Annotated in this window: 13 protein-coding genes; 12 read left to right on the plus strand and 1 reads right to left on the minus strand. The window is 48.5% G+C overall.

The window, feature by feature from the left end; genetic code table 11:
- Positions 1 to 35: 35 nt before the first annotated feature.
- The 4 genes from FYJ45_RS12790 (at position 36) to FYJ45_RS12805 (ending at position 3,127) form a co-directional block, all read left to right on the plus strand.
- Complete coding sequence (locus FYJ45_RS12790) at positions 36 to 1,061, plus strand: branched-chain amino acid aminotransferase (protein ID WP_021638065.1); 1,026 nt, start codon at positions 36 to 38, stop codon at positions 1,059 to 1,061.
- Positions 1,062 to 1,669: 608 nt separating this feature from the next.
- Complete coding sequence (locus tag FYJ45_RS12795; protein ID WP_154464894.1) at positions 1,670 to 2,080, plus strand: GNAT family N-acetyltransferase; 411 nt, start codon at positions 1,670 to 1,672, stop codon at positions 2,078 to 2,080.
- Between the two features lie 71 nt (positions 2,081 to 2,151).
- Positions 2,152 to 2,853: a hypothetical protein gene (locus FYJ45_RS12800; protein ID WP_154464895.1), complete on the plus strand. Its 702-nt coding sequence runs from the start codon at positions 2,152 to 2,154 to the stop codon at positions 2,851 to 2,853.
- Between the two features lie 61 nt (positions 2,854 to 2,914).
- Positions 2,915 to 3,127 (plus strand): hypothetical protein, encoded by a 213-nt coding sequence (locus tag FYJ45_RS12805; RefSeq protein WP_154464896.1) that lies wholly within the window; start codon positions 2,915 to 2,917, stop codon positions 3,125 to 3,127.
- Positions 3,128 to 3,181: 54 nt separating this feature from the next.
- Here FYJ45_RS12805 and FYJ45_RS12810 read toward each other — a convergent pair whose 3' ends face one another.
- The gene (locus tag FYJ45_RS12810) at positions 3,182 to 4,354 is read right to left on the minus strand and encodes an MFS transporter (RefSeq protein WP_154464897.1); all 1,173 of its coding nucleotides are present in this window, start codon (positions 4,352 to 4,354) and stop codon (positions 3,182 to 3,184) included.
- Positions 4,355 to 4,433: 79 nt separating this feature from the next.
- Between FYJ45_RS12810 and FYJ45_RS12815 the strand changes: the two genes are divergently transcribed.
- The 8 genes from FYJ45_RS12815 (at position 4,434) to FYJ45_RS12850 (ending at position 12,471) form a co-directional block, all read left to right on the plus strand.
- On the plus strand, positions 4,434 to 5,120 hold the full coding sequence (locus FYJ45_RS12815) for a hypothetical protein (protein WP_154464898.1): 687 nt from the start codon (positions 4,434 to 4,436) through the stop codon (positions 5,118 to 5,120).
- A gap of 163 nt (positions 5,121 to 5,283) precedes the next feature.
- On the plus strand, positions 5,284 to 5,757 hold the full coding sequence (locus tag FYJ45_RS12820; protein ID WP_021638058.1) for a GNAT family N-acetyltransferase: 474 nt from the start codon (positions 5,284 to 5,286) through the stop codon (positions 5,755 to 5,757).
- Positions 5,758 to 5,827: 70 nt separating this feature from the next.
- A complete protein-coding gene (locus FYJ45_RS12825) occupies positions 5,828 to 6,040 on the plus strand; it encodes a hypothetical protein (RefSeq protein ID WP_154464899.1) in 213 nt (70 codons plus the stop codon).
- Between the two features lie 234 nt (positions 6,041 to 6,274).
- Positions 6,275 to 6,661, plus strand: coding sequence for a hypothetical protein (locus tag FYJ45_RS12830; RefSeq protein ID WP_154464900.1), 387 nt, complete (start codon positions 6,275 to 6,277; stop codon positions 6,659 to 6,661).
- 667 nt (positions 6,662 to 7,328) lie between these two features.
- On the plus strand, positions 7,329 to 7,586 hold the full coding sequence (locus FYJ45_RS32195) for an NADAR family protein (protein ID WP_334296511.1): 258 nt from the start codon (positions 7,329 to 7,331) through the stop codon (positions 7,584 to 7,586).
- 217 nt (positions 7,587 to 7,803) lie between these two features.
- Positions 7,804 to 8,586 (plus strand): PHP-associated domain-containing protein, encoded by a 783-nt coding sequence (locus FYJ45_RS12840; RefSeq protein ID WP_154464901.1) that lies wholly within the window; start codon positions 7,804 to 7,806, stop codon positions 8,584 to 8,586.
- Between the two features lie 91 nt (positions 8,587 to 8,677).
- Positions 8,678 to 9,799 carry an exonuclease SbcCD subunit D gene (locus FYJ45_RS12845; protein WP_154464902.1) on the plus strand — a complete coding sequence of 374 codons (1,122 nt, stop codon included), beginning with the start codon at positions 8,678 to 8,680 and terminating at the stop codon, positions 9,797 to 9,799.
- A gap of 68 nt (positions 9,800 to 9,867) precedes the next feature.
- Positions 9,868 to 12,471, plus strand: coding sequence for an AAA family ATPase (locus tag FYJ45_RS12850; protein WP_154464903.1), 2,604 nt, complete (start codon positions 9,868 to 9,870; stop codon positions 12,469 to 12,471).
- Positions 12,472 to 13,281: the final 810 nt, after the last annotated feature.

The raw sequence follows: 13,281 nt of genomic DNA on the forward strand, positions 1-13,281 counted from the left end.
AATCAGTAAAGTTTATAACAAAGGAGTGAGCTGCGATGGAAAAGAAAAATATTGATTGGGCCAATCTGGGATTTGGTTATCACATAACGGATAAGCGCTATGTATCCAACTATAAGAACGGGGCCTGGGATGAAGGAACTCTGACAGAGGATCCTACCATTCAGCTGAATGAATGCGCAGGAATCCTGCAGTACTGCCAGGAAATATTTGAGGGGCTGAAAGCTTATACGACCGAAGACGGACGTGTCGTAACCTTCCGTCCTGATCTGAATGCGGAACGTATGATTGACAGTGCGAAACGTCTGGAGATGCCTGCATTTCCCAAGGAAAGATTCCTGGATGCCATCGATAAGGTTGTGACGGCCAACGCAGCATGGGTTCCCCCTTATGGAAGCGGAGCCACTCTTTATATCCGTCCCTATATGTTTGCAAGCTCTCCGGTAATCGGCGTTAAGCCTGCGGAGGAATATCAGTTCCGTGCTTTTGTAACGCCGGTAGGGCCTTACTTTAAGGGCGGCGCAAAGCCTCTGACCCTGTGCGTAAGCGATTTTGACCGTGCGGCTCCTCATGGAACCGGACATATCAAGGCCGGCCTTAACTATGCCATGAGCCTTCATGCATGTGTGACCGCACATGCTAATGGTTTTGACGAAAACCTCTATCTGGATCCTGCCACCAGGACTTATGTGGAAGAAACAGGAGGCGCGAATTTCCTGTTTGTAGATAAAGACGGCAAAATCATCATCCCCAAATCAGACAGCATCCTGCCTTCCATCACAAGACGTTCCCTGGTAGTCGTGGCAAAGGATATGCTGGGAATGGAAGTGGAGGAACGTCCTGTAAAGCTGGAGGAACTGAAGGACTTTGCGGAATGCGGACTTTGCGGTACGGCAGCAGTCATCAGCCCTGTGGGAAAGGTAGTGGATCACGGCAGGGATATCTGCTTTGCCAGCGGCATGGACGAGATGGGGCCGGTTATCCAGAAGCTGTATGATACGCTGACCGGAATCCAGATGGGAAGAATTGAAGGACCGGAAGGATGGGTAAGGACTATTCTGTAACATGTGTTGTGGAATGGTTATGGATATCCTGATATTTATTTGTTCTATTTATGAATAAAAAGATTTTTTTGGGACTGACGCACGTAAGGTAGTGTGTCAGTCCTTTTTAGCAGAAGGTGATTTATTTCAGCGAGCAATTATGTAACAGACTTCTGAGATACCACCTTCTATGGAACATATCATGTAAGGGTAAAATAGCATGTCGCCCCGTAATAAATATTTTGTCACGTTTTTTTAGAAAGAGCAGATGCGAATGGACGGACATCGTTTTTTTAATAATTCTGGCATTTTATAATATAGAAAATTAAATTTGCATTTTAATGTTGGAAAAAATACAATGCTATATAAAAAATTCTTTACTGAGATTTTTATTTACATTACAATGTAATTGAATAATTGAAAAAGAATTCAAAAATTACTTAATGATCCTGACAAAAACTAATTTTTTTTATAAGACGAAGGCCGGCATGGCAGTAAGTATGGATTTAGATTCCATTATAAGGGGTTTGTGGCTTGATGCCCCGTTGCCTGCGAAGCGGTATTTGATTGATATTTGGAGGATAAGTTAATGCAGTATCGCAGGGCGGCCTGCGGTCAGGGGGATAAAAATGAACATAGAATATAAACAGCATAAGGATTTGCCTTGTGATGAGTTATATCAAATATTTCTTGCGGTTGGCTGGGCAAAAGAGGAAGAGACGACGCAGGAGATGATTGATAATTTTAATATCGGCTTCCTTCATTCCACATTTGTGTTTTCTGCGTGGGCGGATGGAAAATTAATTGGATGTGTAAGGGTTTTAAGTGATCTGCATTTTAGGTCTGTCATTTACGATTTGGCCGTGCTGCCTGCTTTTCAACACAAAGGCATCGGCAGTGAATTGGTGCGAAGATGCAGGCAGGCCTGTGAAGGCTCTGAGTGGCTGGTGCAGACGGATATGGCCAGGGGATTTTATGAGAAGCTTGGTTTCAGGCAGAAAAATGATTACTTTCTTACAATTCCCAGCAAATGGTTTTAAGCTGTGGCAGGTTGGAAGCGGCGTGGAATTATTGCGAAGATGTATAACCATGATATTTGAGAGGAGGCAGTATGGCCAAAAAGCAGTTAAGTGCAGAACAGAAAAAACTGGATGTGGATTTGTGGATTGTAACAATTGTTACATTTGGAGTTTTCCTTTTGTTTGCGGTAATGAGAGAGCAACTGATGGGTTTTGTTAAAGACAGTGATATTTCAATTATTCCACGTCTGCTGCTGAATGCAGGTGTCCAGTTTGGAATTGCGGGGCTGGGAATTACCATTGTCTGTATTCTGCGGAAGGAAAAATTTACAGCATTTGGATTAAACAGAAAGAATGCTGGCAAGGCAGCAGTGGGAACGTTTTTATGTTTTATCCCCTCGATCTGTTATATTTTTGCCAGCGGACAGTTCGACGGTTATCGGCCTTTCAGCATTTTGATAACCAATGATGTGCTGGTGGCCGGTTTTCCGGTTTCGGTCCTGGGGATGGCGCTCATTGTAATTGTCTGGGGGTTTTTTGAAGGATTTAACTATGCTGTTATCTGTGAGATAATTGACAGAAGATATCCTTCAGAAAATCAATGGTTAGACTATGGCGCCATCACTTGTGGAATAATCTGTCTGCTGTTTCATCCGCTCAGTTTTTCTTTCTGGGGAATCATTGAATTAATTACTACTTTTATTGCAATCTACGGAATGTTGATAGTGAAGAAGAAAACAGGGAACGCATGGGGCTGTGTCCTTGCTTTTTGTTTTATCTGGAATGCATTGTAAACGGGAATTTCAGCGTTACTGTAGAAAGCATGGATTAGGAGAAAAATGAAATGACGGGATTGTGGGCGAATTCAGTCTGTATGCGCTGAAAGACGTTCCCACCGTGGTTTCCGCGTTTTCAGGGGCTGGTTTCAGTGCAATACCAGCCTTCACTGCGGCAATCGCGTGGACGATGGGATACATAAATGAAAAGAAAGCGGACGGATCTGTTTATCCCAGATGGCTTATCCACGGGGCGACCAATATCCTTTCGGGAATATTTTCCGCTTTTTAACATTCGTATTTTAATTTCCAGGGTATCCCATCGTCCGCGGAGGTGCAGCAGCCCTTATGAACGGTTCTCACCGTCTTTTTTGGCTGTGATTTTGAAGGTCAGTTCTGTCATGGTTATCATTAATATAATAAAAACAGCGAGATACACGGGAAGTATTCTGAAGCTGATTAAGCTGCCTAGAAGCCCAAACAGTGGCGGCATAAAGGTGGAGCCCATATAGGCGCTTGCCATTTGGATCCCTATAATCGCCCCGGAATATTCCGCGCCGAAATTATCCGGTGTGGAATGAATAATACAGGGATAGACCGGCGCACAGCCGAATCCGATAATGATAAAGCCAATAAGTGAGACGAGCTGATTCCCTGTGGGAAGCATCAAAGAAATGACCCCGCAGGATAAAATGCAGGTGCCGAGAAGAATCATCCTTCTGTCGCCAAGCTTATTCATAATAAAACCGCCGAGAAACCGGCCGATGGTCAGCCCTATGTAAAACAGCGAGGCAAATTGGGCTGCCCGGTCTACTGTTATGCCCTTTACTTCAACCAGGTAAGTGCTGGCCCAGTACATCGCAGTTGCTTCCACAGCGCAATAGGCAAAAAAGCCGGTTAAAAGAAAAGGAACGCCTTTGATTTTCAGTGCACCGATTATTCCGATGCTTTCTCCATTCGCATCTGCATTTTGCCCGTTAGTTTTCCAGACAGGGAGGGTTACAAGCAAAAGCACCCCTATGCCCAGCTGCAGGAATGAGACAATACGGTAGCCGTTGTTCCAGGTGGAATTTGTTAAAGCATAGCTCATGACGAACGGGCTGACAATTGTTCCCACGCCCCAGAAGCAATGCAGCCAGCTCATATGTCTTGACGTATAATGAATAGCTACATAGTTATTCAGGGCGGCATCAATTGCCCCGGCGCCGAAACCGTAAGGAATTGCGAAAATAATCAGCATCCAGAACTGGCTTGAAATGGAAAATCCAAATAAAGCAATCGCTGTCAGAAATACGCTGACAACAGTTACAATCCGGGTGCCGAATTTTCTTGTCAGCCTGTCGGACAGGATACTTGAGATAATCGTTCCTCCTGAAATAACCATGGAAACGATTCCCATAAAGGAAATCGGCACATTCAGGTCACTGTGCATAACAGGCCAGCCCGAACCAAGAAGCGAATCGGGAAGTCCGAGACTGATAAAAGCCACATAAATAAGCGCAAGTAAAAGTGAGTACATTTCTTTCCCTCCAAACTCTGATTAGCATTTCACTCAAATCCTTAGTATAGCACGAAATAATGAATACAGGAAGAACTGATTGGAAAAGAAATCCATAATAAAATTATATGGAAATTCGACGGTTCCAACAGTTTACAGGAAAAGTTTGTGTATGCGGGTGGAGTGTTGTATAATGAATATTGTGTTGTGGCGTTTGTATTACTATACCGATGACAAGCTATTTTATCGTGATATGGAGTGGGAAAAACTTGAAACAGTGAATTTTGCAAAGGAAAAATGGGACCTTGCCTGTCAACTTTTAGAACTGGAGGATGTAAAACTTACCTGTAAATATATCCCTATGGCTTCTGACCATAAGAATTTGCTGAAAGCGGAGTACCCCGCAGCACAGATAGACGGGCAGCAGATAACTTTTGCGGAGTTACTGTTTTATCTGGATGAAAACGGAGAATTTAACAAAGTGACAATGCACTGCACAAAAGAGGGAGAAAACTATATGTCTATTTCTTTCTTTCCCTATGAAGGTTCTACTGACTTACAGGCGGAGCGGAAATTGTGGTCTTTCGGCCGCGATTTGGAACTCACGGAGGAAAGTGTGCCTGCGCTTTCGCAACAGGAAGAAAACCGGGAATGGAGCAGGAAAATGATTGACAGCATGGATTTTGAAATACTTGTAGAACGGGCAGAATACGCAGAAGATTTAACTTTTCCCGACCTGCCAACTTTATTATCTGAAATGGCAAAAGAACGTGAAGCTGCGTTCTAAAGGAATTAGAGAGGACAAGACAGTTATATTATAAAAGGCTTGATGATATTGAATGTCTGCTGAATGGAAAAAGAAATGAAAGCTTTGAAAGTCTCTGATATTCCGGATATCTGGGGATAAAACAGGAATGGATTACTAAATGGCAGATAATCGGAGGTATGGAATGAATTATATAATCAGGGAAATAAATGAAAATGAGACAGCTGTTTTAGAGGATTTCTTATATGAGGCAATATTTGTTCCGGAGGGAGTACAGCCGCCGGAAAAAAATATAATAAAGAAGCCGGAATTACAGGTGTATGTAGCCGGGTTTGGAAAAAGGGCCGGAGATTTTGGCCTGGTTGCAGAGGCGAATGCTCAGATCATTGGCGCCGCCTGGGTCCGTATTATGGATGATTACGGCCATATAGATAACGAAACCCCTTCATTTGCGATTTCCTTATATAAAGAGTACAGAGGCTATGGAATCGGTACGGCTTTAATGAAAAGGATGCTTGCCCTGCTAAGGGAAAATGGTTATAAACAGGCTTCTTTAGCAGTCCAAAAAGCCAATTATGCCGTGAATATGTATAAAAATGTCGGATTTCAAACGGTTGCTGAAAATGAAGAAGAATATATAATGATATGTAAATTGTAATGCCCGGGCGGCAGTGAATCCAATGGATTGTTTGGTATTTAGGCATTAAGCGCAGGAAAGAGAGGATGAAATGAAGGATGGCACATGGAAATGTGATGATACCATATACAAGTACAGGCTGGAGTTAAACGGGAGAATGCCTAATGCTGAGAAAGACAGCTGCTTTGTCGTGTTGACAGATGATAAAAGCCTGAGTTTTGAAACTGTATCGAAAAGCCTGTACAGCAGTTTACTGAAGGATGCGGATGCAATGAAGGGGTCTGTCATTGTAGAACTGAAATGATTTCGGAGAAAATGGAATAATCCTGACCCTGCGTTTTTATCTGTGGGGGATGGAGTGTATTCGACAAATCAGAGATTGTACTGGACGCTTTGCTGCCTGCGAAAAAAATACATTATAAACGAGGATACAGGGATACTGAATTTAAGATCATTCCGGCAAAACATAATGACTTTTTGTGCTATGATGTTTGTGTAAAACAAATGTAAATTCCGGTATCAGATGGTAGAGTGGACTATGGAAAACCATGAGTATAAAGAGATAAGAAATGAGATTGAGCTGGTAATTAAGGAGTTCGGGCTGGATCGGTCACGGGTGTCGGAGGTTTCAAAAATCGCTTACGCCTCTATCCTGAGGAATGTGGAAAAAAAGTTTGTCCTGCATGGAAGGCAGCTCCACTGGTCAAATATGGGACTGCCAGATGGTTACGAGTACGGCGGTAAACTTACAGAGGAACAAATAAAATATGCTTATATTAACGGAACGGAGTATTATTTTGATAAGCATAGAGAAAATCTTTATGATTTTTATGTCTATCAGGAATGTGGAACTCCTGTAGATGATGAAAATGTTGATAATACGAAAAGACAATGGGCCTATGTTAGATGGAGTTTGAAAGAATAAAACGGATTTACATTGATTTTTGCGCTGCTTTATCGGGAACACAGGCAACGTATGATTTCCGGGTTATAGAATGATGAAAGTTTCTTCCTGCTGACAGAGGAATCAGCGGATCGTATAGCCAGGCTGGTCTGTGTGTAGGTTACTGTACATAAGTTGGCTTCCTGGCAAAAGAATAGTTGATTTTGAAGAGGTGAAAAGATGATAACAGGATACTATTGTACAAATATTTTTTCTGAGCATGCGGGAGAGCTTATTGAGTTTTACAGGCAAAATTAGGAATCCCTTTTCTTAAAACGGTGGTGATAATTCAAATGGGGTTTATCTGGGCTTTATCGAAAATGCCCCCACTCTTTGTATATGGGACTATGCTTTAATGTTTGCTCCATGCGGGATGAAGTGCCTTGTCTGCTATAAAGAATGTAGTGATTGTCAGGAAAAAATAAAATAGAAAGTGTTCAGGCACATGAAAGGATGATGTATATGTACTTAAAAGATAAAAAACTGATGCCTCCGCCCTGGCTGGCCTATCCGGAAATTGAGCGGTACTCTATTGGTTGGCGAATGGGCTATGGGGAAGATTATATAGGCCGTTTTTTCTCCTGGCTGGAAGACCTTTCTTCGGAGGAACTGGTCAGTTGTGCATACCTACTGCTGTATGGAGCAATTCATGATGGCAGCGAAAGCGGAGCTGTTTGGAGATGGGGAGATTCGCGCACAGATTTTGGAGAGCCGGGATCCGAAGCAGATTAAGGCGCTGGGGAGGAAGGTACGGAATTTCGACCAGACCCTGTGGGACAGGGCAAAATATTCCATTGTTTTGAACGGCAACTGGTGCAAATTCAGTCAAAACCGGGCGCTGCGCGATTTCCTGCTTTCCACCGGGGACAGCGTGCTGGCAGAGGCCAGTCCTTTTGACGGCATCTGAGGGATTCGTCTCCCGGCAGCTTCACCGGAGGCCAGGGACCCGTTAAAATGGCGGGGAGAAAACCTTCTGGGCTTTGCACTGATGGAGGTGCGGGATGAGCTGCGCAGGGTTACACAACGCGAAGCTCTGTGTAATTGGAGTGCGGTGGAGCGATAGTGCAGGCCAGACGGAAAAATGGTTGGATAAACTGACATCAGGTTTTACAGGAGGAAGAGTCATGACAGAATGGACAGCGGAAACGATTAGGGAAGCATATCCTTATTTATATGAGACACACCTTCACACTTCGCAGGGGAGCGCCTGCGGGAAAGCGGAAGGGGCACAGATGGCGTGGGCCTGTAAGGCGGCGGGCTATACCGGGATTTTTGTGACGGATCACAATTGGGGAGGCAATACGGCGGTGGACAGGTCGCTTCCCTGGGAGGAGTGGACGGCGGAATTCGCAAAGGGCTACCGGGAGGCAAGGGCAGAAGGGGAAAGGCTTGGCCTTGATGTTTTTTTCGGCTGGGAGGCCGGCTTTTGCGGGACGGAATTCCTGATTTACGGGCTGACGCCGGAATGGCTGGCGGCGCATCCCCAAATAAAGGAAGCAGATGTAAAGGAGCAGTACCGCCTGGTAAAGGAAGGGGGCGGCATGGTGGTTCATGCACATCCGTTCCGGGAGGAGGCTTATATCCCGGAGGTACGGCTGTTCCCTGAGTTTGTTGACGGTGTGGAGGGTCTGAACGCAACCCATACCAGTCCGTTGAGCTTATCCCATAAAAGCACGGTTTGGGACGGACAGGCCAGGGCTTATGCAAAGGAACACGGGCTTCCTGTGACGGGCGGCTCGGATGTCCATTCCACTACGATTTTCGGAGGAGGGACAGCGTTTCCAAGGAAGCTGGCTGATGGACAGGATTTCATAAAAGCACTGCGCGGCGGCGAGGATTACGTGATTACGGACGGCGTCCGCTGGTATGCGAAGGATGGCCGGCTGCTGGTGCAGGCCGGAGCCTGATGCATGGTTACGATATGCGCTGCACAGGCAGCGGAGGCGGGCTTATGCCTTTGTGCTTCTCTGCCCTGCTGGCAGAGAAAGGAGGAATCAGATGAAACTGATTCATACAGGGGATCTTCATATCGGGAAAAGCATGAATGACTTTTCACAGCTTCCGGATCAGCGTTATATCCTGGACCAGATGCTGGAAGCGGCCAGAGAGGAAAAGGCGGATGCCTTTCTGATTGCCGGGGATGTTTACGACAGGGCGGTGCCTCCGGCGGAGGCGGTGAAGCTGCTGGATGAATTTCTGACGCAGCTGCTTGCAGAGGGCATTCCGGTGCTGGTAATCGCGGGAAACCATGATTCGCCGGAGCGTCTTGGCTTCGGCGAGGCAATTCTGGAAAAGCAGGGACTTTATATTGCAGGGGCCAGCCGTTCTCCGTTGAAGCAGGTGACGCTTACGGATGAATACGGCCCGGTGAATTTTTACCTGATGCCCTTTGTGCGCCCGGCAGCGGCTGGCTGCAGGACGACGGAAGAGGCGGTGGCCTCTCTTTTGCCAAAAGAGCTGGATGAGCAGGAAAGAAATGTGCTGATCACCCATTTTTTTGTAACCTGGCAGGAGCGGGAGCCGGAGCTTTCCGACGCGGAAACAACCATTCATGTGGGAGGCATTGACAACGTGGACGGACGCTGCTTTGCCCCCTTTGATTATGTGACCCTGGGGCATATTCACAAGCCGCAGCAGATGGGGCCGGGAAATGTGTGGTATGCGGGAGCGCCGCTGGCCTACAGCTTTTCGGAATGCGGGCATGAAAAGAGCATCAATGTGGTGGAGCTTCTGGAAAAGGGAGAGGTTTCGGTGAAAAAAAGACCCCTTGTTCCCCTTCACAGGCTCCGTAAAATCAGGGGAAGCCTGGAGGAACTGATGGAGCAGGGGGGCGCGGAAGGCGCGCAGGCCGAGGATTATATTCAGGCCGTGCTCACCAACGAGGAGGAACTGATTGATCCCATCGGGACGCTGCGCAGCGTATACCCCAATATCTGTCAGATCGTGCTTTCCAAAAGGGAGCAGGAAATCCGGCTGTCGGCGATGCAGCGGCATGCCATCCGCAGGAAGAGTACGGCGGAGCTTTTTGCTGATTTTTACAGCCTGGTGCGCGGCAGTGAGATGGATGAAGCGAGGAAACAGGTGACGGAAGAAACGGTGAAGAGGGTGGAGCAGGTTTGAAAGGAATTTTTAAGCTGCTGGACGATGCAGTATTGCAGGCGGGCCTGTGATATACAGGAGGGATAGGAATGAAACCAATTACGCTGACGCTGTGTGGCTGGGGTCCTTTTCGGGACAGCCAGACCGTGGACTTTACAAAGCTGTCGGAAAACGGCATTTTTCTCATTACCGGACAGACCGGAGCGGGAAAAACAACGGTTTTTGACGGCATAACCTATGCGCTTTACGGAAACATGAGCGGGGAAATCCGGGAAAAAAACAGTGTGCGCAGCGACTTTGCGGAGGATGACACGCCCACCTTCGCGGAGCTTGTGATGCAGCATAACGGAGAGGGTTACCGGATTTACCGGAACCCGGAATACATGCGGCCGAAGAAGCGGAAAAACGGCAAAGCCGCCATGACAAAGGAGCGGGAAAAAGCGGTGCTCACACTGCCGGACGGGACCGCTGTGGAGGGCAGCAGCGAGGTGACCAGGAAAATCCAGGAAATATTGCGGCTGGATTACAGGCAGTTCAAGCAGATTTCCATGATCGCCCAGGGCGAATTCGCCCGGCTGCTCACGGCCTCTCCCAATGAAAAAACGCGGATTTTCCGGGAGATTTTTGATACGGCGCTCTATGATCGTTTTGCGGCAAGACTGCGGGAGGACGCCAATAATCTGTATAAGGAAGTGATGGAGTACCGTCACCGGATGGATGAGGATGTGCGCCAGTTTTCCACGGAGGATGAGATTTGGAAGGAACTCACTGAAGGCGGCGGTTATTCTTATGAGTTGCTGATGGAAAGGCTCGGACAGCTGGAAAAACAGTACCGGGAAGCGGAGAAGGCGGCCGGGAAGCAGGCAGAGAGGGTGGATGGAGAGCTTGTGGAGCTGGAAAAGCAGATGGAACAGGCGGAGAGCGTCCGAAAATCCTTTGCCAGGCTGCAGGAGACGCGGGAAAAGCTGGAGAGGCTGAAGGAAAAGGCGGAGGAAATGAAGCAGGAGGAGGAGCGGCTGAAGCGTGCGGAGCATGCGGCGGAAATCCGCGCGGAATACCAGCTGGTAAACTCCCTGGAAAAGCAGGTTGCGGCGCTTTCCCGGCAGCAGCAGGCGGAGCAGGAGGCTATCGTCAGGGATGAGGCCGGGCTTGCGTCCTGCAGGGAATTTTATGAAAACAGGGAACGGCTGCTTGCGTTTTACGATATCATGCAGGCGCAGGCGGAGCAGAAGGCCCGGCAGGAAGCAGGAGAGAAGCGTAAGAAACAGCTGGGGGAAAAGCTTCTTAGGCAGCAGTCGGATTACCTTGCCCAGGAAAAGGAGGCAGGGGAGAAACAGCAGGCTTTGACTGAGGCGCAGAACCGGTACCGCAGGGCCGTAATCGGGCTTGCGGCCCGGTTGGTGGAGGAGGGAAAGCCCTGTCCTGTCTGCGGTTCCCTGGAACATCCGAAGGTAGCGCACACAGATGAGGACGTGCCCGACGAGGAGCAGCTGAATCGGCTGCAGGAGGCTTATGAGGAAAGCAGCGCCAGGCTGACCCTGCTACATGGCCTGGCGGCGGCGGCCCGGGCGGAGCTGGAAGCCCAGGAGGAGCAGAACCGGCAGCTTGCGGAGGAGGAAAAACGTCTGCACGGTGAGATAGAAGCATTTCCTGAAACATTAGCGGATTTTGCCGGACAGCACAGCCGGGCGCAGGTGCAGGAGCAGGCGGAACGCTATGCAGGCCTGGTAACCGCGCAGACAGTGCGCAGGCAGAATCTGGAACGGCTGGCCGCGGATAAGGCGGCTCTGGAAAAGGAATGCCGGGAAGCCCGCGGCAAATGGCAGGCGGCTTTGGAAAACGGCGGATTTTCCGGGGAAGAGGCCTATCTGGAAGCGGTTCTTGAGGAAGAAGCAAGAAGGCGTCTGTCTGAGAGCATCTCCCGTTACCGGATGGAGGCCGCTTCTCTGACGGAGCTTTGCGCCCATATGGAAGAGGAGCTGAAGGGAAAGGAAAAGACGGATACCGCGCCTTTAGCCCAAAAACGGGACGAACTCAGGGAAGAAAAAAGAAAAGGAGAGCGTCTGCGCACGGACTGCAGTATTGCCGCTTCAGACGCCGCCCGTACCCTGCGGCTCCTGAAGGCGAAAAAGGACGATATGGAGAAGCGGGAAAAGGCCTATGGTATCATCCGCGATTTGGACAATATGGCTTCAGGGAACAATGCCCGCAAGCTGGTATTTGAGCAGTATGTGCTTTCCGGCTATTTTGAGGATATCCTGGAGGCCGCCAACCTGCGTCTGCGCCGGATGACGGGAGGCAGGTACGAGCTGTCCAGAGTGGAGGAGGCGGGCGACGGACGAAGCAAGGACAGCCTGGAAATCCGGGTTATGGATTATTACACCGGTAAATACCGTTCCGTGAAAACCCTTTCCGGCGGGGAAAGCTTCAAGGCCTCCCTTTCCCTGGCGCTGGGCATGAGCGATGTTATCCAGGCGGAGAGCGGGGGAATCCGGGTGGAAGCCCTGTTCATCGACGAGGGCTTCGGCGCGCTGGACTCCGAGTCCCTGGATCAGGCCTGCAGCGCGCTGATGGGACTGGTGGAGAGCGACAGGATGATCGGGATTATTTCCCATGTGCCTGAACTGCAGGAAAGAATAAGCAGCCAGATTTTCATAGAAAAGAAAAACACCGGCAGCCGGATTCATTCCTGAGGGGAGGCGGTGATGTCCGGAGCCAATGGCCTGTGCGGCGGGGCTGTCAGTTACCGGCGGTGCGGGGGGCCTGTCCTGGCGTATGGGGCCTTGGGGCAGAGGGCGGCGGGGAGGGGGATTCATCGATACTATTCAGTTTTGGGCTGTTTCTAAAAGTAACCGAAGGAAGCTTTTACAACCCTGATACGGCAGGAACTCGTCGCAGGCTCCTCAGACAGCTGCCGTATTGCGGGTAAAGCTTCCTTCGGTTACTTTAAGAAACAGCTCCAAAACTTCGTAAGTATCGGTGAATTCCCCCTCCCCGCCGCCCTCTGCCCCAAGGCCCCATACGCCAGGACAGGCCCCCCGCACCGCCGGTAACTGACAGCCCCGCCGCACAGGCCATTGGCTCCGGACATCACCTTTGGCAGGCAGAAGGTGAAAATGCCTTACGGGTATTACAGAAAAAAGTTGGTGTAAAGTAAGGATTCGTTATGTTTGAGTTGGCCTGAAACTATATTTCTTCGTGAAAAAGTTCTGTATCCGACTGAGTTTGATGTTGATATTATTAAATTAGTATGTTATTATTATTTCGTCACACAGCAGTATCTATGCTGCTGCAGTATTCGGCCGTCCGGCCGTTCTTTCATTTCGGCGCTTCCTTTTCGAAGCAATAATCCGTAAATGGCAAAAAACTTAATACAGGAGCTTCCTGTATAATTCAAATATAGGGAATTCCGAGAAAGAGGGTTGAGAAAAAAATACCTCAGAGTAAAATAAGATTACTGACTTTGCGGGTTAGTAAAAAATCTTATTAAAACAGTGAGGTAT

Origin of the sequence: Eisenbergiella porci (genome assembly GCF_009696275.1) — a bacterium.
In the GTDB taxonomy this organism is placed as follows: Bacteria; Bacillota; Clostridia; order Lachnospirales; family Lachnospiraceae; genus Eisenbergiella; species Eisenbergiella porci.

Coding starts and splice junctions, on each gene's coding strand:
- FYJ45_RS12790 (WP_021638065.1), top strand. CDS start 36: ATGGAAAAGAAAAATATTGATTGGGCCAATCTGGGATTTGGTTATCAC.
- FYJ45_RS12850 (WP_154464903.1), top strand. CDS start 9,868: ATGAAACCAATTACGCTGACGCTGTGTGGCTGGGGTCCTTTTCGGGAC.
- FYJ45_RS32195 (WP_334296511.1), top strand. CDS start 7,329: ATGATGGCAGCGAAAGCGGAGCTGTTTGGAGATGGGGAGATTCGCGCA.
- FYJ45_RS12825 (WP_154464899.1), top strand. CDS start 5,828: ATGAAGGATGGCACATGGAAATGTGATGATACCATATACAAGTACAGG.
- FYJ45_RS12800 (WP_154464895.1), top strand. CDS start 2,152: ATGGCCAAAAAGCAGTTAAGTGCAGAACAGAAAAAACTGGATGTGGAT.
- FYJ45_RS12820 (WP_021638058.1), top strand. CDS start 5,284: ATGAATTATATAATCAGGGAAATAAATGAAAATGAGACAGCTGTTTTA.
- FYJ45_RS12810 (WP_154464897.1), bottom strand. CDS start 4,354: ATGTACTCACTTTTACTTGCGCTTATTTATGTGGCTTTTATCAGTCTC.
- FYJ45_RS12830 (WP_154464900.1), top strand. CDS start 6,275: ATGGAAAACCATGAGTATAAAGAGATAAGAAATGAGATTGAGCTGGTA.
- FYJ45_RS12840 (WP_154464901.1), top strand. CDS start 7,804: ATGACAGAATGGACAGCGGAAACGATTAGGGAAGCATATCCTTATTTA.
- FYJ45_RS12795 (WP_154464894.1), top strand. CDS start 1,670: ATGAACATAGAATATAAACAGCATAAGGATTTGCCTTGTGATGAGTTA.
- FYJ45_RS12845 (WP_154464902.1), top strand. CDS start 8,678: ATGAAACTGATTCATACAGGGGATCTTCATATCGGGAAAAGCATGAAT.